This window comes from Mucilaginibacter sp. KACC 22773 (genome assembly GCF_028736215.1).
In the GTDB taxonomy this organism is placed as follows: Bacteria; Bacteroidota; Bacteroidia; order Sphingobacteriales; family Sphingobacteriaceae; genus Mucilaginibacter.
Map to the genome: position 1 here is coordinate 5,532,029 of NZ_CP117883.1, position 22,603 is coordinate 5,554,631.

The 22,603-nt window shown below is 45.6% G+C and carries 17 protein-coding genes; 11 read left to right on the top strand and 6 right to left on the bottom strand.

The features are described from left to right. Window positions 1-134: 134 nt before the first annotated feature. The 5 genes from PQ469_RS22850 to PQ469_RS22870 all read left to right on the top strand — a co-directional run bounded on the left by PQ469_RS22850 (window position 135) and on the right by PQ469_RS22870 (window position 5,155). Window positions 135-689: a hypothetical protein gene (locus tag PQ469_RS22850; RefSeq protein WP_274209732.1), complete on the top strand. Its 555-nt coding sequence runs from the start codon at window positions 135-137 to the stop codon at window positions 687-689. 107 nt (window positions 690-796) lie between these two features. After that, window positions 797-2,518, top strand: coding sequence for a M28 family peptidase (locus PQ469_RS22855; protein WP_274209733.1), 1,722 nt, complete (start codon window positions 797-799; stop codon window positions 2,516-2,518). A gap of 63 nt (window positions 2,519-2,581) precedes the next feature. Continuing rightward, window positions 2,582-3,883 carry a 4Fe-4S dicluster domain-containing protein gene (locus PQ469_RS22860; RefSeq protein ID WP_274209734.1) on the top strand — a complete coding sequence of 434 codons (1,302 nt, stop codon included), beginning with the start codon at window positions 2,582-2,584 and terminating at the stop codon, window positions 3,881-3,883. 24 nt (window positions 3,884-3,907) lie between these two features. Further along, entirely contained in the window at window positions 3,908-4,354 is a 447-nt protein-coding gene (locus PQ469_RS22865) for a DUF2750 domain-containing protein (protein WP_090651851.1), read from the top strand. Between the two features lie 9 nt (window positions 4,355-4,363). After that, the gene (locus PQ469_RS22870) at window positions 4,364-5,155 is read left to right on the top strand and encodes a (Fe-S)-binding protein (RefSeq protein ID WP_274209735.1); all 792 of its coding nucleotides are present in this window, start codon (window positions 4,364-4,366) and stop codon (window positions 5,153-5,155) included. 234 nt (window positions 5,156-5,389) lie between these two features. On the opposite strand, the gene PQ469_RS22875 is transcribed toward PQ469_RS22870, so the two are convergent. Beyond that, complete coding sequence (locus tag PQ469_RS22875) at window positions 5,390-6,385, bottom strand: EamA family transporter (protein ID WP_274209736.1); 996 nt, start codon at window positions 6,383-6,385, stop codon at window positions 5,390-5,392. Window positions 6,386-6,392: 7 nt separating this feature from the next. After that, on the bottom strand, window positions 6,393-6,839 hold the full coding sequence (locus PQ469_RS22880) for a DoxX family membrane protein (RefSeq protein WP_274209737.1): 447 nt from the start codon (window positions 6,837-6,839) through the stop codon (window positions 6,393-6,395). An 82-nt stretch (window positions 6,840-6,921) separates the two neighbouring features. Between PQ469_RS22880 and pdxR the strand changes: the two genes are divergently transcribed. Then, window positions 6,922-8,421 carry a MocR-like pyridoxine biosynthesis transcription factor PdxR gene (pdxR, locus tag PQ469_RS22885; protein WP_274209738.1) on the top strand — a complete coding sequence of 500 codons (1,500 nt, stop codon included), beginning with the start codon at window positions 6,922-6,924 and terminating at the stop codon, window positions 8,419-8,421. Here the strand turns inward: pdxR and PQ469_RS22890 are convergent. Both PQ469_RS22890 and PQ469_RS22895 read right to left on the bottom strand, forming a co-directional pair. Continuing rightward, a complete protein-coding gene (locus PQ469_RS22890; RefSeq protein ID WP_274209739.1) occupies window positions 8,396-9,106 on the bottom strand; it encodes an SIP domain-containing protein in 711 nt (236 codons plus the stop codon). The two genes, pdxR and PQ469_RS22890, sit on opposite strands and share 26 nt — an antisense overlap. A 76-nt stretch (window positions 9,107-9,182) precedes the next feature. Next, entirely contained in the window at window positions 9,183-10,034 is an 852-nt protein-coding gene (locus PQ469_RS22895) for a helix-turn-helix domain-containing protein (RefSeq protein ID WP_274209740.1), read from the bottom strand. Between the two features lie 162 nt (window positions 10,035-10,196). Between PQ469_RS22895 and susR the strand changes: the two genes are divergently transcribed. Further along, a complete protein-coding gene (gene susR / locus PQ469_RS22900; protein WP_274209741.1) occupies window positions 10,197-11,825 on the top strand; it encodes a SusR family glycan utilization regulator in 1,629 nt (542 codons plus the stop codon). Between the two features lie 16 nt (window positions 11,826-11,841). Here the strand turns inward: susR and PQ469_RS22905 are convergent, their stop codons facing one another. Beyond that, a complete protein-coding gene (locus PQ469_RS22905; RefSeq protein WP_274209742.1) occupies window positions 11,842-12,339 on the bottom strand; it encodes a hypothetical protein in 498 nt (165 codons plus the stop codon). A 10-nt stretch (window positions 12,340-12,349) separates the two neighbouring features. After that, window positions 12,350-14,089: a tetratricopeptide repeat protein gene (locus tag PQ469_RS22910; RefSeq protein WP_274209743.1), complete on the bottom strand. Its 1,740-nt coding sequence runs from the start codon at window positions 14,087-14,089 to the stop codon at window positions 12,350-12,352. Between the two features lie 316 nt (window positions 14,090-14,405). On the opposite strand from PQ469_RS22910, the gene PQ469_RS22915 reads away from it, so the two are divergent. From PQ469_RS22915 to PQ469_RS22930, 4 genes are all read left to right on the top strand, one after another. Next, complete coding sequence (locus PQ469_RS22915) at window positions 14,406-17,363, top strand: SusC/RagA family TonB-linked outer membrane protein (RefSeq protein WP_274209744.1); 2,958 nt, start codon at window positions 14,406-14,408, stop codon at window positions 17,361-17,363. A 7-nt stretch (window positions 17,364-17,370) separates the two neighbouring features. Continuing rightward, a complete protein-coding gene (locus tag PQ469_RS22920) occupies window positions 17,371-18,849 on the top strand; it encodes a RagB/SusD family nutrient uptake outer membrane protein (protein WP_090651840.1) in 1,479 nt (492 codons plus the stop codon). Window positions 18,850-18,863: 14 nt separating this feature from the next. Further along, window positions 18,864-19,952, top strand: a complete 1,089-nt coding sequence (locus PQ469_RS22925; RefSeq protein WP_274209745.1) for a SusE domain-containing protein — start codon at window positions 18,864-18,866, stop codon at window positions 19,950-19,952. Window positions 19,953-20,127: 175 nt separating this feature from the next. Further along, window positions 20,128-22,581, top strand: a complete 2,454-nt coding sequence (locus PQ469_RS22930; protein ID WP_274209746.1) for a glycoside hydrolase family 31 protein — start codon at window positions 20,128-20,130, stop codon at window positions 22,579-22,581. The last annotated feature ends 22 nt before the right edge of the window (window positions 22,582-22,603 follow it).

Here is a 22,603-nt window from a genome sequence, read left to right on the forward strand (position 1 = left end):
TATCACTTTATGAATACTGTGAAAGGCCTTGGGATGAGATTTATATTGAGGTTACTGCTATAGAATGAATTCTGGAAATTGTCTGAAAACTTATTCAAATCAAGTAACTTAGCACTGCATATAACCGAAAACCAATGTCAACAGCCTGGCGAATTTTAGTTTTTACCCTATTTCCGCTAATACCATCATTAGTATCCGCACAACACAAACCCAAAATTGAAATTTACCTGGTCGATGAAAAGCCTGCTGCTATGCAAACCGGCGGCGGTTATTTTGATTGCAAAACAGCTAAACTGATAACCCATTCATTTATAACGGATAACGAAATTACCGGGTACGAGATCATAAACGACACTGCCACGCGTTATAACAGGGGTAAGATATACCGCATACATCTTGACACAAATGCACAAAGCAAAGTGGAAAAGCTGAACAGAAACATCCCCTTATGTTGCGGACAACGGTTTGTTGTAACCGTAGATGAAACGCCGATTTACGGAGGTTATTTCTGGAATGTATTTTCTTCCTTTGGCTGCACGTGGCTAACCATAATTGCTTCCCATTCTAAAATACTGAAAATTGAAAGAGGGCTACCTTATGATTATTTTGACAAAAATCTAAGTGACCCCAGTGGTGATATAAAATTATTGATGGCATTTAAAGCTACCGGGCGATTGATAGAAAGGTAAGCTGAAAGGCTTTGTTCCGGGCAATTATCCCTGTCCGTTTAAATAACTTGCCCTGCCGCAACCTCCAACTATTTTGCTTTATACCCTTCAATCGCTAACTTGCCCTTATGATTAAACCGTTATTAATAACGCTGCTTGCACTATCTGCCAGCGTGGCAAACGCGCAAAGTTCACATACTATTGATGGTTATTACCCCCTTTTACGAAGCACATTTATTGAGGCCAATACTTACAAAACAGTAGCATTTGTTGAAAAACGCTGGAGGCTCCCGGGCAATACGGGTTTTAACGAGAGCATATATGAAGTGGAGAAAACGTTACAGCAGGCCGGCTATAAAAAAGAAGCAACAGGTGAGGCTGATGGCCCCTTAACCTATCGTATTGAAACCCGCGAAATGCAACGCCCCGCATGGGAGCCTGTAAACGCCATGGTAACTATCGAGGGAGAGCAAAAGCCGTTGCTTACTTTTACTAACAACCGCAACATGCTGGCTATTTATTCGGCAAGTACCCCGCCTGGTGGTATTACTGCTGAAGTTATTTTTGTGGACAGGGCCGATCTGAAAAATATTGACAGTAAAAAAATAAAAGGTAAAATTGTTTTTGCCGAGGCTAATGTGGGCATGTTTTACTCATCTGCGGTAAAAAACGGTGCAATCGGCGCAATCGGTTATAGTATGCCGGCCTATACGCAGCCCGAAAAAAATGTAAATTCTATCCAGTTTGGCGGCATCAGGTACCAGGATTCATTGAGTCAGAAATTTGGGATCCTGCTGTCATATGCAGCTAAAGAAAGGCTTAAAGCGGCATTACAAAAAGGCCCGGTTAAAGTACATGTTGATGTGGAAGCCCAAATATATCCCTCAAAAGAGCTCACCATTATAGCTAATGCCCGCGGCTCGGTTAAACCCGATGAGCGTTTTGTGTTTAGCGCCCACGTACAGGAGCCGGGCGCCAATGATAATGCCACAGGCGTAGGCACCCTGGCCGAAATGGCAAGGGTAACCGCAACACTAATCACCCAGAAAAAGTTCAGCCCTAAGCGTACCATCACGTTTTTATGGGGCGATGAAATTGTGTCGACAGGCAGGTATATAACTGCAGATACCCTGCGGGCAAAAGGCATCAAATGGGGATTGAGCCTGGATATGGTGGGCGAGGATGTAAGCAAAACCGGCGGCAGTTTCCTGATTGAAAAAATGCCCGACCCATCGGCTATCTGGACCCGCGGTAAAGATAAACATACTGAGTGGGGCGGCCGGGCCCTGCAGGAATCAGATTTATTTCCGCATTATTTTAATGATTTAACGCTTAACCGCTGCATGCAGCAAGGCCGGGATAATGGCTGGGTAGTAAAAAGCAATCCTTTTGAAGGCGGCAGCGATCATACCCCATTTTTGCAGGCCAAAATTCCCGGTTTATTAATGTGGCATTTTACCGATGTATTTTACCATACTGATGCCGACCGGTTAAATATGGTTTCGGCACAGGAAATGAAAAATGTGGGTATAAGCGCGTTAGCGACAGCATACACACTAACCGCGGCAGATGAACCAACTACGTTAATGCTAATTGGCGAGCTGCAAAAAAACGCGACCGACAGGATAAATGACGAATATGCTTTAAGCGCGCAGGCTATTAAAGAAGGATTATCTGCCGATGCCGAAACACATAAAATTGATGTATGGGCAAAATGGTATACCGATGCCTTGAGCAAAATGACCGACATTAACGTTGATGGCAGCACCGCGCCAATAAATAACAGGATAGCTAACGCAAAACAGGCAGTGGTGGATTTAAAATTAAAAATTGACGCCGATCTTAAATAACAAGTAACATTTTGCCGTTTCAACAATTCAGCTAACTTTGAATAAAAATACTATGCACGCATAATGATTGCACAGGCTATATTTATCATCATTTTAGGGGCCGCCATTTACCTGTTTGCCAAAAACGCAGGCAAAATAAGGCGCAATATATTGTTGGGCAAGGATGTTGACCGCAGCGACGAGTCGGCAACCCGCTGGAAAATAATGGCCAAAGTAGCGCTTGGGCAAACAAAAATGGTTAAGCGCCCGGTAGCAGCCATAATGCATTTTTTTATCTATGTGGGCTTCGTCATCATTAACCTGGAAGTGCTGGAGATTATGATAGACGGAATCTTCGGTTCGCACCGTATTTTTTCGACCCCGTTGGGCGGCTTGTATAGCTTGCTGATAGGCGGTTTTGAGGTGCTGGCGGTATTGGTACTTGTTGCCTGTATTGTTTTCCTGAGCCGGCGTAACATTGTACACCTAAAGCGCTTTTCGGGCACCGAGATGACCCAATGGCCAAAATCGGACGCCAACTACATCCTTTGTATTGAAATATTGCTCATGACCGCGTTTTTAACCATGAACGCGGCCGACTATAAATTGCAGCTATTACATTTTGAACATTATGTAAAAGCAGGCAGTTTCCCGGTAAGCTCCTTTATAGCACCGATATTGCCCGATAGCACAGCGTCATTGGTGATGCTGGAAAGAGGCTGCTGGTGGTTTCATATCATAGGTATCCTTGCGTTTTTAAATTACCTGCCCTACTCCAAGCATTTTCACATCCTGCTGGCTTTTCCCAATGTGTATTATTCAAACCTGAACACCAAAGGAAAGTTTACAAACATGGCATCAGTTACCAACGAGGTTAAGGCCATGCTCGATCCTGCTTTCGTTCCGGAAAATACCGGCGAGCCTGCAAGGTTTGGCGCGAAGGATGTAACTGATCTTACCTGGAAAAACCTGATGGAGGCCTATACCTGTACCGAGTGCGGCAGGTGTACATCAGTATGTCCGGCAAATATTACCGGCAAACTGCTATCGCCGCGTAAAATTATGATGGATACCCGCGACAGGCTTACCGAAGTGGGCAACAACCTGGATAAACACGGCAAGGATCATGACGATGGCAAAACCTTACTGGATAATTACATTACCCGCGAAGAGCTTTGGGCTTGCACCACCTGTAATGCCTGTGCCGAGGCCTGCCCGGTAAATATCAATCCACTGGAGATAATTGTCGAAATGCGCCGCTATGTGGTAATGGAAGAATCACAGGCACCGGCAAGCCTGAACAATATGTTTAGCAATGTAGAAAATAACGGGGCCCCCTGGAAGTACAGCCAGGCCGATAGGTTGAACTGGGCAAATAATGATTAATTACAGGCTTTATTAAATACACACATGCTGCAGGATATCGCAATCATCGAACTGAAATATAATACATTTATTGAAAGGGCAGCCGCAGCCAAATCGGTATGGGGATTGAAAAGTAAAACAGGATGGGCCAATTCACATTCAAGCGACGATGAAGGTATTAGCGTGATTCCATTTTGGTCGGATAGGGCTTTGGCCAAAGCCTGCGCACGTGATGACTGGAAAGGCTACTTACCGGTTGAAATTCTGATAGCCGAATTTTTAGAGAGCTGGTGTGTGGAAATGGATGAAAACGACGTACTGGCCGGTATTAACTGGGACGCCAAAATGTTTGGAAAAGAAAGCCCCGCTTTAAATGTGGCGCTCGATATTCTTAACCAGCTAAATGCCAACAACACGGCAATTGTATTTAAAAACTACAGCGGCGTAAATGATTTTATAGCCAATATAAACGAGTTGCCCGACGACTTATAATCAGGATTTATGACAAATTTCAAAATACCCACTATGGCCCAAATGGCCGCCGACGGCATTGAACCCGAAATATTGTTCTGGGTTGGCTGTGCAGGTAGTTTTGACGAGCGGGCGCAAAAAATAACCCGCGATATATGTAAAATATTGCATCATGTAGGCATCAGCTATGCCGTTTTGGGTACCGAAGAAAGCTGCACCGGCGACCCTGCCAAACGGGCCGGTAACGAGTTTTTGTTCCAGATGCAAGCCATGACCAATATTGAAGTGCTTAATGCCTATAATATTAAAAAAATAGTAACCGGCTGTCCGCACTGTTTTAATACCATCAGGAACGAATATCCGGGTTTGGGTGGTAATTATGATGTAATACACCATAGCCAGCTGATACAACAATTAATTGATGAAGGTAAGCTGAAAGCCGAGGGAGGCGAAAGCTTTAAAGGTAAAAAGATCACTTTTCATGACCCTTGTTACTTAGGCCGGGCAAATAATGTTTATGAGGCCCCGCGTGCCGCATTGGAAATACTGGATGCCGAACTGGTTGAAATGAAACGCTGCAAAAGTAATGGTTTATGCTGCGGCGCGGGCGGCGCGCAGATGTTTAAAGAACCCGAACCAGGTAAAAAAGACATCAACCTTGAACGCATGCAGGATGTAATTGAAGCCAAAGCCAATATTGTAGCTGCCGGCTGCCCCTTTTGTATGACCATGCTTACCGATGGTGTTAAGCTACAGGATAAACAAGACGAGATCCAGGTGTTGGATGTTGCCGAAATAACGGTAAGGGCAAATGGTTTATAGTCATTGGTCATTGGTCATTGGTCATTGGTCATTGGTCATTGGTCATTGGTCATTGGTCATTGGTCATTGGTCATTGGTCATTGGTCATTGGTCATTGGTCATTTATGGCCAAGTTTGATTGGCAACGATTGTTTTAATTTTTTTAATAAATCTACCAATGACTAATGACAGCGCAGCGAAATGACCAATGACAAGCGAAGCGAAATGACCAGTGACAGGCGAAGCGACCATCCTTCAACAAGCCTTCACCAGCAATTCAGCTGTTTTTAAACCCGGCATAGGCACTACTTTCTTTTCGGAAGTAACTTTACGGTACTTAACCAGGTTAATAAGCAGTACGCTGATGAGGATAATAACCAAACCAACAACCTGCAAAACAGATACCTGCTCGCCGGCAAACAATACACCCAAAAGCACCGCGATAACCGGGTTTACATAGGAGTGTGTGCTTACCTGCGTAGCCGGCCTTACCTGCAACAGCCAAACGTAAGCGCTAAATGCCCCAATAGATCCAAATATAACGAGGTAGGCAATGGCCATCCATGATGAAGCAGGTACCTGCGTCAAACTAAAACCATCAAATTCATGATCCAGCATGCCTGCGGGGATAAAAGCCAAACCGGCAATAATCATTTGCCAGGCTGTATTTAACCTTGCCGGGCCGCTGTTTGCGTTGTGTCTGGAATACAATGAACCGGCCGACCATACTATCGGCCCCAAAATCAAAAGGGCTACGCCCAAAAAAGTGGTTGTATGATGTTTATCGGCAAGGGCTTTGGCTACCTGTTCGCCAAATAGCAGCACAACACCGGCAAAGCCCACAATTAGCCCGATAATGGTCGATTTGCTTTTGAAGTTAACACGCCAGTTCGGCCTGTCCAGCACCACAAACCAAATGGGGCTGGCCGATACCGTGATGGCCACCATTGCGCTGGGCAAAGTTTGCTCAACCCAAATTACCATGCCGGTGGCTGCAAACAACATCAGCATACCGCTAACAGCCGAATTGATGATATCCCGTTTCACCAATATTTTATCGCCCCTGTAAGCGCACCAGCCCAGCATAAGCAGTCCGGCGGTAGTATACCTGAGCGCCCCCATCAGCATAGCCGGGAAACCGTGTACCGCCATCCCGATAAAAAAGTATGTAGAGCCCCAAACGATATAAACCGTAGCGAATGCTATGATTACCAATAGCGCAGGTGCTTTTTGTTGTTTAACTGTTGTCATGATAGTTTTAGTTTTTGTTGATGATTGAATCGATGCTCCATTTATAATCGGGCAGTGTAGCCAGCAGCAGGCTTGCCGCGCTTACGGTAAAAACCGAATAACCTACCGGCGACTCGATACCGCCGGATATAGCCATGGCCAAAGCAAACGCCAGGCTAAGCAGGCAGCTAAGTGATGCTGCGGTACGGGTAAACAAACCCGCGAGTAATAACAAGCCCACGCCGGCCTCGCCAATGGTTGCTGTCACAGCCAGTGTTGGGATAATTCCCGAAGGCAAAAAGTTCATTACCTGACGGGCATAATCCATAAAGTGCTGCCAATCGCCCCAGCCTACATGGGGCCGTCCGTGGGCGCCAAAAAAACCAAGACGATCTGCCACCTCCCACAGGTAGCTGGTAGCCAAAGCACCACGCAAAGCGACAGACGGAAGAGCATAATTTTTAATAAGTTGCATATCTTTTCTATTAACTGGTATAAAATTATGCAACAGTTGGCCTATCTTTATAGTCCAGAAAATACAAATAAGATAGTCCAGTATGAAATTCAGCATAGGATTAATCAGCATTGATAAGAATGCACAGGTAGCGGTTTATCTGCAGATAACCAATAGCATTATCGGGCACATCAGGCAAGGTACATTAAAACCGGCATCACCCCTGCCCAGCAGCAGGCTGCTTGCCGCCGCTTTAAAAGTTCACCGAAAAACAGTTGTGGCTGCCTATGACGAGTTGTATGCCCAAAGCTGGGTAGATGTTTACGCGCGTAAAGGATTTTTTGTAGCCAAAAACCTGCCCGATGTATCGCCCCGGCCAATCAACAACACAGTAAAACAAAATGCTTATCCCTTAAAAACCCATTTTGATGTTGCCGAGAAAGTACCCTACCCCGGCTTATTTAACGATGATAAGCCCCGGTTGCTAACATTTGACGATGGCTTCCCCGATACCCGCGTAGCCCCGGTTGAATTACTGGTACGGGAGTACCGCAGGTTTGCCAACTACCATTTCACTCAAAAGTATTTAACCTACGGCCCCGAGCAAGGTTCGGCAAACCTGCGTACCGAGCTGGCCCGTTTCCTGGGCGAAACCCGTGGCCTGCAGGTTAGCGCCGATGATATCCTGATTACCAAGGGCGCTCAAATGGCCATTTACCTGGCAGCCCAGATCCTGCTAAGCAAAAATGATGTTGTAATTGCCGCGGACCCCGGATATCCGGGCGCCAACGAAGTATTTGAACAAACCGGGGCCAAATTAAAACTGGTACCGGTTGACGAGCATGGTATTGATTTAAACGCAGTAGAAGAGATATGCGAACAGAAGAAAGTAAAACTGGTATACGTTATCCCCCATCACCACCGCCCTACTACGGTTACCCTAAGTGCCGACAGGAGAATGCGCCTGCTGGAACTGGCCCGCAAATACCGCTTTGCCATTATTGAGGACGATTATGATTACGACTTTCATTATGCCAGCAGCCCCATATTGCCCCTGGCCAGTGCCGATTACTATGGCAGCGTGATATACGTAGGATCATTTTGTAAAACTATAGCGCCCGGCATTCGCATCGGGTTTATGGTTGCACCGGCCAACCTGGTTGTGCAGGCCACCAGGCTACGTAAAATGATTGACCGCCAGGGCGAGCACCTGCTGGAAGAAGCCATAGCCAATCTCCTTAAAAATGGCGATATAGGCCGTCACCTTAAAAAGGCCAATAAATTGTATCATGAAAGGCGCGATATACTTTGCGCCCTGCTGAAAGAGCACCTTGGCAGCTGGTTAAGCTTTAAAATTCCCGATGGCGGCTTTGCGGTTTGGGTTAAGTATGCCGATGGCATTAGCCCTGCCGACGTAGCCGAAAGAGCATCGGCTATGGGCCTCACCATTAATAACGGCCGCGATTATTTTTACCATAACACCGTCAATCATCCCTATGTCAGGATAGGTTTTGCATCCCTCAACCCTAAGGAACTGAAAACGGCCGTAAAAATACTGGCCGGCGTATTTAAAAAGCTCAGCCCCAAAAGCCCTGAAGTTTAATTTGTGCCGATGGATACCCCTGCCCTTTGAGCAGTTTACGCAACTGGGCTACCATGGTATTATTGCCGGCTAAATAAAATACGGTGTTCTCTAAACTATAACGCTGATCAAGCACCCATTCAATAAGGCTGTGATGGCCATAAACATCGCGGCGGGCTATTGGCTCCAGCGGCGTCCAAAAGTATTCCTGGAATAATTTACGGTGATGCTCGTTGCCAATTACAATACCGCCCGAAAACCGGGTATGGGGCAGCACCATTTTTTGCAGGGCGAGTAAATGCCCCATGCTGCTTTCGTCGCCAAGGGCAACTATTGCCGATGTAGCCACGGGGCTTTGATTAGTAGTACCCGTTTTAAGATAATTTACCTTATCGCCCTTTTTTAACAATCGCGCCCAATTACTGCCGGGACCGTTATGAGCGGCATCAACATAAATGGTGCAGGTTTGGGTTTCGGCATCCCAGCCCGATGGGGTGTAATCTCTGAAAGTAAGGTTATCTACCTTAAATTTAATATAAGGAATTTCGGTCCAGCCGGTCATATCTATTTGTGGCAGGTGCAGGTCAACCTCAATTAAAGTGCAGGGCTCCCAATACCTTACTTCCAAAACATAACCTGCTTGCAGGCGGCCTTCAAATAGCTTGCCGGTTTTTTGTTTTAATTTCTGTAGAGTGGATGTTTCCATGTGATGTAGAATTATTATCACAAAGAAAAGGCTTATCTATGCCCAATGAAATGGCATACCTGCGGTAATGATTGGACTATTTGCGGTAATCGGCTTTGAAGGCGAGTGGCGTTACACCTTCTGCTTTTTTAAACAGGCGCGAGAAATAGGCATGGTCTTCATACCCCAGCGCGTGCGCAATTTCTTTAACATTCAACTGGCTATAATACAGCAAACGTTTGGCCTCCAAAATAACTTCCTGTTGAATCCAGTAACTTACCGACAGTCCCGTAGCTTTTTTTAAAGCCTCATTCAGGTACGTTTCAGATACATTTAGCTTAGCCGCATAGGCCGACGGGCTTTTGAGCGTACGCACATGCTCAACCAGCAGTTTCTTAAAATCCTGAGCCAACTGCACCGGGCGCGACATCAGCATACCCGGTTTACCCGTTTGACTAAAACACCCGGCAGCAATCCCCAAAAACGATTGCAGCAGTGAATGCACAACTGATAAATTAAAAACAGCCTGCTCGTCCTCGCGGTACCGCTCAAATAACAGGTTAAGCAAGCTTTCGCACTGCCGTTTTTGCACGTCGTTTAAGGTATAAGGCTGCTGCAACAGTAATTGATTTTCAAACACATTACGATAATCGGGCGGTATCAGCATGGTATCCACCGCTATGAACCATCCATAAGCGCCTTCGTTTTGGATGCGATGGTGCACCTGCCCGGGTAAAACATAGTAAAGACAGGATTCCTGTATCACGATCTCGTTAAAGTCTACCATCAGCGATCCCCATCCCCCCTCGATTACAAAAAATATATAATGATCATCGCGGTGAGCACCCAGGGGTTCATCGGCTTTGGGTTTATCGCCCTTAAAAAAGCGATTAATCTCCAGGCCCGATGAGGCACGTTCCTTTAAAAGATGTACTGGAATGTCTTTCATGTTCAGGATGGCAAGTTAGGGCTTATTGCGATTGGATGTATGGACGGAGTGGAAAAATTGTGGGCGTAGCCGAAATACACCGCTTACCAAAAACCATACGCCATATTTTAATATGTTTGCCTATCTTTAGTGGTGAACATCCAATTACTTCCTTTACTTTAAATGAGGCCAGGCTTATATCTTTTATTTTTCTTATTTGTTTCGATAAGCCGGCCGGCCTATGCACAGTCAGTTGCTACCGATTCGTTACTCACCAAGCTTAACGCGGTACTGGCCGATAAGGATGTATACGTAAAGCAAAAAACAAACCGCATTGATGAACTGGGCAAACAGCTAAGCCAGGCCAATGATCTGGATAAAAAATATAATATTTACCAGCAGTTATATAACGAGTATAAAAACTTCAGCTACGATTCGGCCTATAACTACGCCAAAAAGCTACAGGAAACCGCCGCCAAACTAAACGACCCTAACCGTATGGCTTTTGCTAAAATGGAACTGGGCTTTACGCTCATTTCATCGGGCATGTTTAAAGAAACGCTGGAAACCCTGAACGGTATCAGCCTGCAATACCTATCAACCGACGATAAGGTGGAGTATTACTTCCTGAAAGCACGCAGCTATTTCGACTTGTCCGATTTTGACCGTAATGTCGATTACTCGGCTATGTATAATCCCAAAGGCATCCAGTTTATCGATTCGGCCCTTTCATTAGCCTCGCCCGGAACCTACAACTATTATGCATTAAGGGGGCTGCAAGCCTTACGCAAGGCCGATAATACCGGTGCCGTAAAAGATTATACCGCCCTGCTTAAGTTAAAAAACTTAACGCCCAACCAGTTTGCCATAAGTGCCTGCTCTTTAAGCTACATTTATGAAGTGCTCGGTGAGCAGGACAAATCGACCCAATTATTGATCCAGGCCGCCATTGCCGACTTGCAGTCGGCCACTAAAGAAACAGTCGCCATTTATAAACTGGCCGATTTCCTGTATAAAAAAGGCGACCTGAACAGCGCCTTCGTCTATATCAAACAAGCTATGGACGATGCCACCTTTTATGGGGCACGCCACCGGCAGGTTGCCATCAGCAGTATATTGCCCATTATCGAGGCGCAGCGCATCAGTACGGTTGAGCAGCAACGCAAGTCGCTGATTATTTACGCTTCTATCATTACGGTGTTGGTGCTTTTTGTGGTAATGTTTGCCTTCATCATCTTCCGCCAGCTTAAAAAACTACGCATTGCCGATAACCTCATCAAGGAGGCCAATGTATCGTTACAGGAAAGCAACGTTGCATTGGAAGCATTAAATCGAAATTTAAGTACGGCCAATAAAATCAAAAACGAATACATTGGCTATTACTTCAATATCAATTCCATCTACATTGATAAGCTGGAAAGCTTCCAGAAATCGCTGGATAAAAAATTGAGCAGCAAACGCTACGAAGATGCCCAGGCAGCCATTAAAAGCCTGAACCTGGAGAACGAGCGGCACCAGTTGTTCCATACTTTCGATAAGGTTTTCCTTTCCCTTTTCCCTGATTTTATCGAAAAGTTTGAAGCCCTGTTTAACAAAGACGATAAAATTGCCATTGCCGATGGGCAGCTGTTGAGCACCGAGCACCGCATTTTTGCCCTTATCCGCATGGGCATCCACGATAACGACCGGATTGCCAAACTCCTGGGCTACTCGGTAAATACCATTTACTCCTACAAAAATCGTATCAAAAACAAATCATTTATCGCTAATGATGAGTTTGAAGATCATATCATGGCGATAGAGGCGGTGTAGTTTTAAGCTGTTAAATTCAAACTTTATTTCTCTTCTTATTATAAGTATAAGGCGGCCACGTTTGCCTGTCGGCACTGCTTAGCCAGATAGTATAGCGTTTTTGAAATAACAATACCCCATCACGTTTTATAGCCCATAAATAATATTCTATAAGGTTGGGATTGCCTTTACAATATTCAATTATGCAATTCTGGATACCTGTTACTGTATAATAAGGCATCGGCTCTATATGGTCGGCCATAATAATCGCTACCTCTCCCTTATTTAAAAATCTGTCCTGGCAATCGGAACGAATACCGGTGGTGGAGGTGTCGCCAAAATAGGTTGTTATGGTGGGCAGCAATTTGCTTCCATAAGCTTTTAACTTTTTTGCCGAAGCATTGGTAATTATATTTTTTGAGTTGCCTGTTTTATAAATATCAGCCAATAATTTGTCGACCTCTTGTTTTGATTGTGCAAAACAGCCCTCAGAGGTTAACAAGAAGAAAAAGGTCAAATTGATAAGCATTTTCATTATAGAAGCATTAAAAAACAGGTCTGTCTATCTCCACATCCTTTATTTTCCAGGCGGTTTTTAAACGTTGTTTTACTTTGTTTAAAGCGAGTGCATTCCCCTCATTTTGATAGGCCCATTGCAAGCCTGTAAGCGCCCAGCCATTGTTGGGGTTTATTTGCAGGTCTTTATTTAACACAGCCACGGCCTCGTTGTAACGACCTGCTTTTAGCAATACATTGCCCAGGTAATGCCGGGCGGGTAAGGGCCAGTCGCGGGGTTCGTTATAAATGAGCTTATCTTCGGCTATAACTGCTTGTTGTAAAGTGGAGATTGCAGCACCATAGTTTTTTTGCGTGGCAGCAATATTGCCTTGCAATATCAGGTGGCCGACGCCGGCGGCCTCAAATGCCGAACTGAAATTATCTATTGGTGCTTTTAACGATGCATCAGTTAAACCGGCTTCCATCAGTTTTAGTTCTGAGGCAGCTTTTTGTGAATCGCCCTTACCGCACCAGGCCATGCCCTTTGCAAAATGAAGCAATACCGATGCATAGGCAAGAGTATCGCCTACATGGGTGTTTAAAATATCGTCCCATTTGCCAAAGCGCACATCGGTTAGCGCAGGCTGCATATAAACGTATTGGAAAAAATTACCATCAGCCCCTTTGGCGACCAGGTAATCAGGTACAATGGTAGCCTTTGCTTCATTGGCACCGCTAATGGCGGCCTTATAGTTACCGCCCATTTGCGCGCAATTTACTTTAAGGTGAATGTTATGCGTTTGGTACAACACGGCCCCGTTAACCACCGGGTTGTAAAGGCCCACGTAATAATTAAACCCGGCAACCGCTGCGTTATTATTGGCAATACCTTGCTGGTAATTACCCGTACGGATGTAAATATGCGATGGCATGTGTGTAATATGCGATACCAGCGGCATTAAAGTATCCAGCAAATGCGCGCTTTTTAAAGCCAGTTGCGGCGTGGCCGATGCCTCCATGGTATGGATATAAAAATGATTGGCTCCCGGATGTTTGGGGCTTATTGCAATAGCCTGCTCCAATAATGCGCGGATCTCCGGCGTCCATGGTTTGGGGTTAAAATCGTGGGTGTATAAATCCCAGGGATGTAACAATAGCAGGGCATCGGCATATAATGTTATCACCTCGGCATTTTTAGGGTAGCTGGCGTAAACCTTTTGCATGGCCCTGGCATAATTGCTGCGTAACTGCAACACGGTGACGGTGGTATCTTTACTATACCGCTGTTGCATTGCCGCAATAAGTGCTTGCTCCAACGGCGTGCATTTATTGGCAAAGTTGCGGCTTTTTACTGATGCTTCGTAAGCATCGGTGGGCGGGGCGTAGCCATTAGGGTAATTGATGGTTGGCCCCATAGCCAGCGACCTGCCGTACCAGGCCATCGCGCATTCCGGATCAAACCGGGTTGCCTTGGTAAATGACGCTATAGCTTCAATAGAATGAAAAGCGTAATACATGCTCAGGCCCTGGTTAAAATAAAACTGGGCGCTGTCAGACGGGGTAGTGATTTTCCATTTATAATTTCCCCAGCCATTTAAAGCAGGAATTTCTTTTAAATCATCTGCCAGGTTGTACCCGCCGCTGCAAAGTACCACGGGACGTGTAATAGCCTTATACAAAAACGCGGTTTTTGTGACTTTTTTTTGATACCGGTGATAAAAAGACTGACCGGTTAAAAAAATAACGACCAATGCGGGGCATATGACCAGGGCTCTTTTTATTTTCATCTGTTGTGGATTGCTGAAGATACTGCAATTTAAGTTTTTATGTGATGAATAATTGGCAGCTTTGCAACTATTTCCCCCAACAGCCCCAATCATCTCCTCAAAACCCGTCTATATCGCCCCATATTAAATCTATATTACAACTCCTAAAACAACAATAAAAGTACCTAACAATCAATCAATTAACAATATTATTCCGCCTATATTTTCTATATTGAGCTTTTAGGCTATTGATTAGCCAAAATTCCCTCCTTTTATTTGATTCGGATTTGCCAGCTATGGTACATCTGCAAAAACCAATTTTTAAAACCAATTTTACATGAAAAAAGTTTACTTATTTAAGTACGGCCTGACTGTGCTCCTTTTAATCTCGGCGATAGCTTCGTTTGCTCAAAAAGGTGCTTTCAGGGGCAAGGTGGTTGATGATCTTAACCAGCCATTACCCGGCGCCACAGTGCACGTTAAGGGTGCATCTCAAACAACAGTAACAGATGCTAATGGTATGTTTTCGCTTACGGGCGATACGCAACAGGCATTAACCGTGCAGGTTACTTTTGTTGGCTACGATGTGCTGGAGCGGGTAATCAAAGCCAACGAAAATCCCACTATTCAGCTGGTACCTTCATCAAAGGCTTTAACCGAAGTGGTGGTTATGGGCTACGGAACGGTTAAAAAATCTGATTTAACGGGTGCCGTTGCAACCATCGGTGCTAAAGACCTTAATCCGGGGTCGGTTACCAACCCATTACAACAACTTGCCGGCAAAGCAGCAGGCGTAAACATTACCCAGGTAGGCAGCGAACCCGGTGTGGCACCAACGGTGCGCATACGTGGCCTAACATCGTTACAGGGCGGCAATGATCCTTTGGTTGTTGTTGACGGCATTCAAGGCAACATGGACCTGCTAAATCAGGTGCCGCCAAGTGAAATTGCATCAATAGACATCCTTAAAGATGCATCGGCCACCGCTATTTACGGTTCGCGCGGCGCCCCGGGTGTTATCCTGATCACTACCAGGAAAACCGCCGCCGGCAAAAGCAGTGTTGAGTATACCGAAAATAGCTCGCTGGACGTAATTGCCCACAAATTGCAGGAACTAAACGCCGTGCAATGGACTGCACAAGCCGAAAAACAAGGTGTGGATGTATCTGCAAACCATGGCTCCAATACCGACTGGTTTAACCTGCTTACCCAAAACGGCGTTACGCAAAACCATAACCTTGCTTTTGGTGGTGGTACCAATGGCTTTAACTACCGTGCATCCGTAAGTGCCATTACCCAAACCGGTATCGTTATCAATTCCAACTATAAAAAATATATAGGCCGCATTACCGCTACGCAAAAAGCGCTTGATGATAAGTTAACCCTCACCATGAATGTAAATAGCGGCATCAACAATGATGTTTACAGCCCTATCGGCATCGGCCGGGCAGCTTTTACTTCAAACCTGATCAGCAATACATACATCTCGAGACCTACCGATCCTGTATTTAACACCGATGGATCATACTACTCAGACCCTAACGTATTCCAGTACATCAACCCTTACGCTGTTGCAAAAACGGTTAAAAACGATGTGAACACCAACAACCTGTTCACCAGTTTAAGGGGCGACCTGGATATTTACAAAGGCATATCTGCCGGATGGTTTGGCAGCTGGAGAAAATCTGATACGAATACAGGTTATTACGCGCCGGTAGCATCAACCATAGCTACCGCTATTGATAACACAGGCATCGCCAACATCAGCAATAACCATGTTGACGAAAAACTGATGGACATCAGCCTGAGCTACAAACATGAATTTGGGTTAAGCCATTTTGATGCATCGGCTATTTATGAGTGGCAGGCACAAACATATAACGGCAGCTTTGCACAGGGCCGTGGTTTTGTGAACGATTTTGCTACTTATAACGCTTTGCAGCTGGGCGATATCTCCAAAGTTTTACAGGGCGATATTTCTTCTTACAAAAACGACAGGAGGCTTATTTCATACATTGGTCAGATCCATTACTCGTACAACAACAAGTACCTGTTAACCGCCAGTATCAGGCGCGATGGTTCAACCGTATTTGGGGTTAATAACAAATGGGGTAACTTCCCGTCGGCAGCGCTTGCATGGCGGGTTGACCAGGAAGACTTTATGAAAAACCAAACCCTGTTCAGCAGCTTTAAGTTACGTGTGGGTTATGGCGTTACCGGTAACCAACAAGGCATTACCCCGCAAAACTCCATTGCTTTGGTAGGTCAGGCAGGTTCGGTGTTCTTCGGAGGATCAACCATTCCCAACTATTTTTATACACAAAATGCCAATCCTAACTTAAAGTGGGAAACCCGCAAACAGGCCAATGCCGGTTTCGATTTCTCGATGTTTAATGATAGGCTGAACGGTACTTTTGATGTATACAGGGCCACTACCGATAATTTGTTGTACCACTACACTGTACCCGTTGTAGGCCAGTTTTTTGTAAACAACATTCTGGCAAACGTAGGTAGCCTGCGTTCGCAAGGTGTCGAGCTTTCGTTAAGCTATACGGTGATAAAAAGCCAGGATATGACACTTACCCTTGCTGCAAACGGGTCATTGCTGCAAAGTAAGGTACTTAAATTAGGCGGCAACATACAAGGCTTTGATGTACCTACCAACTATGTTGGCTGGGGACCAAACGCTTACCTTGTTGTAGGCAAGCCAGTGGGCACTTTCCTTATTTTAAAACACCTTGGCAAAGATGCCAACAGCGCCGAAACCGTTGTTGACCGTGATAAAAACGGCACCATCGACCAGGGATCGCAAAGTAAAGACAGGTACGAAGAAGGCCAATCGCTGCCTAAATATACCTATGCTTTTACACCATCTTTTACTTACAAAAACTTTGATGCATCAATGGTTTGGCGCGGATCGGGCGGTAATAAAATCTATAACGGCCTTCGCCAGGATTTAAGCCTTCTGGAAAACCTGGGAAAATCAAACGTGCTTACCAGCGCGATACCTTTAGGCATTCAGTCGTCGCCTTATGGGTCTGACCTTTGGTTGGAGAGCGGCTCGTATTTAAGGTGGGAAAATCTTTCGTTAGGATACAGGTTTAACCTGGCCAAAGTAAAATACATCAGCGCTTTACGCTTATCTGTAACCGGCCAAAACCTTGCCATTATAACCAAATACAAAGGCCTTGATCCTGAAGTGAACGTTAGTGGCGACAGCTCATCGGGCGGCGACTACGGTACCTATCCGCGCACCAGGACCTTTTCTTTAGGTTTAAATGTTATTCTAAAATAATTTGATCATGAAAAAAATATTAATCAGTATTTGTATTATTAGCCTTGCTGCAAGCTGTACCAAGGTTAATGAGCATGTGTATGACAAATATACGGCTGACCAGTTTTATTCAACCGCGGCGGGTGCCGATGATGCTTTGGCCAATGTGTACTCAAAAATTACCGGCAGCTGGGGCTCAAACTATGCAGGCCGCGATAATTGCTGGTACGATTTAAATAGCTTCTCATCAGATGAGCAGGTAATACCTCACCGTAACACCGGCGATTGGCAGCTTGACTTTGCCCAACTGTATACCCGTACCGAATTGCCAAACCTGGGCATCATCAATAATACCTGGAACTGGGCTTACTCTACAATTTACAGCGCCAACCTGGCCATTGCCCAGCTTACATCGGCCAAAGCCGATCCGGCAAAAATTGCCGAGGCCAAAGTGATGCGTGCCTGGATCTATTACCTGTTGATAGATGATTTTGGTGATGTGCCGTTTTATACCGACAACAATACCAACGTTTCAAAAATACCGCAGGCAAAACGTGCCGATGTTTACAATTTTGTGGTAAACGAGCTTAAAGCCAATGTTGATTTACTTTCTGAAACACGTGGCGGCGCCTATTACGGCCGTTTTAACAAGTGGGCAGGTTACATGGTATTGGCCAAGGTTTACTTAAATGCCCAGGTTTATACCGGCACCCCACATTGGGCCGAAGCTTTGGCAGCAGCCAACAAAGTAGCATCGGGTGGTTTTACATTACATGCCGCCGGTGCAAGCACAACGGCACCACTTGGTAATACCTATTACGACCTTTTTGGCGATGTATGCCCCAACGACGAAACCATTTTTGCCTTATACATTACGCAAAATGTTATCAGTGGTAACATTTACACCATCCGGAGCTTAAACAGCCCCAATGGCGTGGCCCTTATAGGCTTTGCCGGCTGGAATGGTACCATTATCCCATCAGAGTATTATGATAAGTTTGATAATGCCGACGTACGTAAAAAACAATTCCTGGTTGGCGCACAGGCCGGCGGTATTACTTATACCAAAGAGGTATCGTCGCTAATTGATCCGGGTGCGGGCCCTAATGAAGGTATCCGTGACGATAAATTCTTCCCCGTAAAACCATCTGACGGCAGCGGCGAATCAAACGATTTCCCGGTTTACCGTTATGCCGATGTACTGCTGATGCAGGCCGAGTGTAATGTACGCTTAGGCAATGTTACAGCCGCAGCCCCATTCCTGAACCAGGTAAGGGAGCGTGCCGGCCTTAGCGATATTGCAGCACCTACGTTAGATAACATTTACGATGAGCGTGGATTTGAATTGAACATGGAAGGCCACCGCAGGCAGGACATGATCAGGTTTGGCAAGTTTTTGCTACCGCACGGTTTTGTTCAAACTACACCTGCTTACAGGATGCTGTTCCCGATACCGACAGAAGCACTTAACGCCAATACCACGTTGAAACAAAATCCAGGTTATTAATTATTCATAAAGTGATGAAAAAAATAATCAACTTAACATTTGCAGCAATGGCCTTCATGACCGTTGCCTGCCATAAGCAGGCGGAGTTGACCACGCTGAAACCGGTTGCCTTTACGGGTAACATGACGGCCTCAACAACTACAGTCACCCTGTCTGCTACTACCGACGATCAGTCGGTAATTACCTTTACCTGGCCTGCGGTAGTTTACCCTTACAAATCGCACGTAACCTACACCCTGCAGGCCGATTTGCCTGCCGATACCGTAGGCGCAACCGCCTGGCAAAACGCTACATCGGTATTAATTGGAACCGATGTGCTAACCAAAACTTACAAAGGCAGCGATTTAAACACACTGGCCCTCGCATTGGGCGTTACGCCAAATGAAGTGGGTAAAATGGTGTTCAGGATGCAGGCGTACCAGGATAGGAATACTTATTCAAAAGCGGTAACATTAACTATCAGCCCGTATAAAATTATCCTGCCGCCAAGCAACAATTACCCGGTATTATACCTTCCGGGCGATTACCAGGGATGGTCGCCGGGCACCGCTGGCACAGTAGCGGCATCGGTACCTAACATTTACGAAGGCTACATTTATGAGCCTGCAGGTGGCAGCTATCACTTTAAGTTTACCAGCGCTCCCGATTGGAACCACATTAACTACGGCGATGGCGGCCCGGGCTTATTGACCACTGATGGCACCAAAGGCGATTTGGTTTTGCCTGGCCCGGGTGTTTATGAACTGGTTGCCAACCCGCAAACCCTTACCTGGTCATACACCCTGGTTACCTGGGGTATAATTGGCGATGCCACACCAGGCGGCTGGAGCACGGATACCCAAATGACGTACGACCCGGCTAAACAAGTGTGGACGGTTACTGCCAATATGGTTGCAAGCGGATCGTTCAAATTCAGGGCCAATAACCAGTGGGCTATTGATTTTGGCATCACAGCAGATGGCAAAATTCAATACGCCGATAACCCTGCATTACCGTACAACGGCTCGTTAGGCAACTTAACTGTACCGTCAAATGGTAATTATACCATTACGCTGGATTTGCATGATCCAAATAATTACAACTTTAAGTTAAAGAAAAATTAACCGGTAAGGCAGCGCGTTTGCTGCCTTACATCATACCTTTTTTTAATATACTTTGAGTATGTTAACGGATTTTACAAGTGTGCATTAGTTGATTTTCAGGAGTAACCGGGTTTGCCGGGCTCCTGATTTTTACTGCCAGTTACCTTCCGATAACAATTCATCACCCCTTTTATACATGAAATTTATTACGATCACACTTTTACTTGCCTGCGTTTTAAACTTGCCGTGTGTTATGGCGCAATCGCCGGTAGTAACGCCCGGAAATATCGAAACCGTTACCATTGGGCAACAGGAAGTTTCTTTAAAAACAACCAATGCTTACGGCAGCATATCTGTTTACAGCCCATCCATCGTTCGGGTGCGGTTGGATAAAAAGGTATTGGGCGACGATTTTTCGTACGCTGTAGTTGGCAAAGCGCATGCTGTAAAAGTGCAGATCAGCCAAACAGATAATGAGATTGATATCAGCACCGATTCGTTAAAAGCGGTAATCCAAAAGAAACCTTTCAGCATAACATTCTATACAATTGATGGCAGGATAATTAACCAGGACGAACCCGGTTTAACCACGTCATGGGTAAACGATGCGGTAATTACCTATAAAAAAATGCAGGATGATGAGCATTTTGTAGGCCTTGGCGAAAAAACCGGCAACCTTGACCGCAGGGGCAACGCCTACACCAACTGGAACTCGGATGTATATGGCTACAGTACCATGGCCGATCCGCTTTACTCCACCATCCCTTTTTATGCCGGCATTCACCATGGCTTAAACTATGGTATTTTTATGGATAACACCTACCAAAGCGATTTTAACTTTGGCGCCAGTAATAACCGCTTCTCATCATTCGGCGCGCACGGTGGCGAAATGAACTACTACTTTATCTACCATAAAAAAATGGCAGATATTATTGCCTCCTACACCTGGCTTACCGGCCGCATGCCTTTGCCCCCAAAATGGGCTTTAGGCTACCAGCAAAACCGTTACAGCTATTACCCCGAAGCCGAGGTAATGCGCATAGCCCAAACCCTGCGCGAAAAGCGAATCCCTGCTGATGGTATTACTTTAGATATTCATTACATGGACAGGTACCAACTATTCACCTGGAACAAAAGCCGTTTCCCTGATCCTGTAAAAATGACCGATGCGCTTAACAAAATGAACCTGAAGCTTACCGTTATTGTAGATCCGGGGATTAAAGTTGAAAAAGGCGCCCCCGCTTATGAAAGCGGCCTGAAACAGGATGTATATATCAAATACCCCGATGGTACACCATACACCGGCCAGGTTTGGCCGGGCTGGTGCAACTTTACCGATTTTACCAGCGATAAAGGCCGCGCATGGTGGCGTAACCAGGTCGATTTCTTCGCAAAATCGGGCGTGAGCGGTATCTGGAATGATATGAACGAAATATCTACCTGGGGCCAAAAAATGCCCGATAATGTTCTGTTTGATTATGACGGCCACCCAACTACCCATTTACAGGCGCATAACGTGTATGGATTAGAAATGGTACGTTCAAGCTACGAAGGCGCGCTCGAACATTTTAAAGAGCGCCCGTTTATTTTAAGCCGTTCGGGATATGCAGGTTTGCAGCGCTACTCGGCCATTTGGACAGGCGATAACCGTGCCGAGGAAGACCACATGTTGTTGGGCGTACGTTTAATGAACAGCCTTGGCCTAAGCGGCGTATCGTTTACGGGGATGGATATTGGCGGCTTTACCGGCAATCCCACCACGTCCTTATATACCCGCTGGATTGAGCTTGGCGCATTTATCCCCTACTATCGTAACCACACGGCCTTGAATAGCCGCGCTGCCGAGCCCTGGGCTTTTGGCGAGGATGTGCTGGACATTGCACGAAACTACATCAGCTTACGCTACCAGTTAATGCCTTATTTATACTCCAGCTTTTATGAGTCGACGCAAAACGGTTTACCTGTAATGCGCTCGTTGGCTATCAACTATACTTTTGACCCGAAAGTAATGGACGCCACCTTCCAAAACCAGTACGAGTTTGGTAACGGCTTTATGGTTGCCCCTTTTGAAAGCACCGCGGCTTTTGGCAAAGTATATTTTCCCGAAGGCAGCTGGTATGATCTTTATACCGGTGCCGCGCAAAAAGGCGCACAGGAGGTAACTATCCCGCTAACGGTTAGCAAACTGCCGGTTTACATAAAAGGCGGCAGCATTATCCCCATGCAGTCGCTTACCCAATCAACTGCCGAATTGCCTACCGATACGCTCGCCGTGCATGTATATAAGGGCAGCAAAGCCAATCATTTTGTGTATTACGAAGATAATGGCAAAAGCTTCAGCTACCAGAAAGGTGATTTTTATAAACGTACCATCAGTTTTGATCCCTATAAAAAAACCATCACATTTGATAAAGCAGAAGGGAGCTTTAAAACCAATTTTAAATACATCAGGCTGGTGCTGCACGGCTTTGAACAATCAACAGCAGTTAAAGCAGGCAACAGCAATTTAAAGTTACAGGATAGCAGCATCGCGTTTTTAGGTGCCGCAGCAAATACCGACCCGCAAGGGAGCATAAACAGGCCCGATAGCAGCCCTGTTAAAACGGTAACCATCAGTAATGCCCCAAATAACATCCAGATAAATTATTAAAAAGGAAGTGTGAGTATGATCA

What these genes read in the sequence shown, in the direction of transcription:
- PQ469_RS22925 (WP_274209745.1), top strand. Translation starts at nt 18,864, where the DNA reads ATGAAAAAAATAATCAACTTAACATTTGCAGCAATGGCCTTCATGACC.
- pdxR (WP_274209738.1), top strand. Translation starts at nt 6,922, where the DNA reads ATGAAATTCAGCATAGGATTAATCAGCATTGATAAGAATGCACAGGTA.
- PQ469_RS22860 (WP_274209734.1), top strand. Translation starts at nt 2,582, where the DNA reads ATGATTGCACAGGCTATATTTATCATCATTTTAGGGGCCGCCATTTAC.
- PQ469_RS22920 (WP_090651840.1), top strand. Translation starts at nt 17,371, where the DNA reads ATGAAAAAAATATTAATCAGTATTTGTATTATTAGCCTTGCTGCAAGC.
- PQ469_RS22930 (WP_274209746.1), top strand. Translation starts at nt 20,128, where the DNA reads ATGAAATTTATTACGATCACACTTTTACTTGCCTGCGTTTTAAACTTG.
- PQ469_RS22870 (WP_274209735.1), top strand. Translation starts at nt 4,364, where the DNA reads ATGACAAATTTCAAAATACCCACTATGGCCCAAATGGCCGCCGACGGC.
- PQ469_RS22875 (WP_274209736.1), bottom strand. Translation starts at nt 6,385, where the DNA reads ATGACAACAGTTAAACAACAAAAAGCACCTGCGCTATTGGTAATCATA.
- PQ469_RS22910 (WP_274209743.1), bottom strand. Translation starts at nt 14,089, where the DNA reads ATGAAAATAAAAAGAGCCCTGGTCATATGCCCCGCATTGGTCGTTATT.
- PQ469_RS22915 (WP_274209744.1), top strand. Translation starts at nt 14,406, where the DNA reads ATGAAAAAAGTTTACTTATTTAAGTACGGCCTGACTGTGCTCCTTTTA.
- susR (WP_274209741.1), top strand. Translation starts at nt 10,197, where the DNA reads ATGAGGCCAGGCTTATATCTTTTATTTTTCTTATTTGTTTCGATAAGC.
- PQ469_RS22850 (WP_274209732.1), top strand. Translation starts at nt 135, where the DNA reads ATGTCAACAGCCTGGCGAATTTTAGTTTTTACCCTATTTCCGCTAATA.
- PQ469_RS22880 (WP_274209737.1), bottom strand. Translation starts at nt 6,839, where the DNA reads ATGCAACTTATTAAAAATTATGCTCTTCCGTCTGTCGCTTTGCGTGGT.
- PQ469_RS22905 (WP_274209742.1), bottom strand. Translation starts at nt 12,339, where the DNA reads ATGAAAATGCTTATCAATTTGACCTTTTTCTTCTTGTTAACCTCTGAG.
- PQ469_RS22865 (WP_090651851.1), top strand. Translation starts at nt 3,908, where the DNA reads ATGCTGCAGGATATCGCAATCATCGAACTGAAATATAATACATTTATT.
- PQ469_RS22890 (WP_274209739.1), bottom strand. Translation starts at nt 9,106, where the DNA reads ATGGAAACATCCACTCTACAGAAATTAAAACAAAAAACCGGCAAGCTA.
- PQ469_RS22855 (WP_274209733.1), top strand. Translation starts at nt 797, where the DNA reads ATGATTAAACCGTTATTAATAACGCTGCTTGCACTATCTGCCAGCGTG.
- PQ469_RS22895 (WP_274209740.1), bottom strand. Translation starts at nt 10,034, where the DNA reads ATGAAAGACATTCCAGTACATCTTTTAAAGGAACGTGCCTCATCGGGC.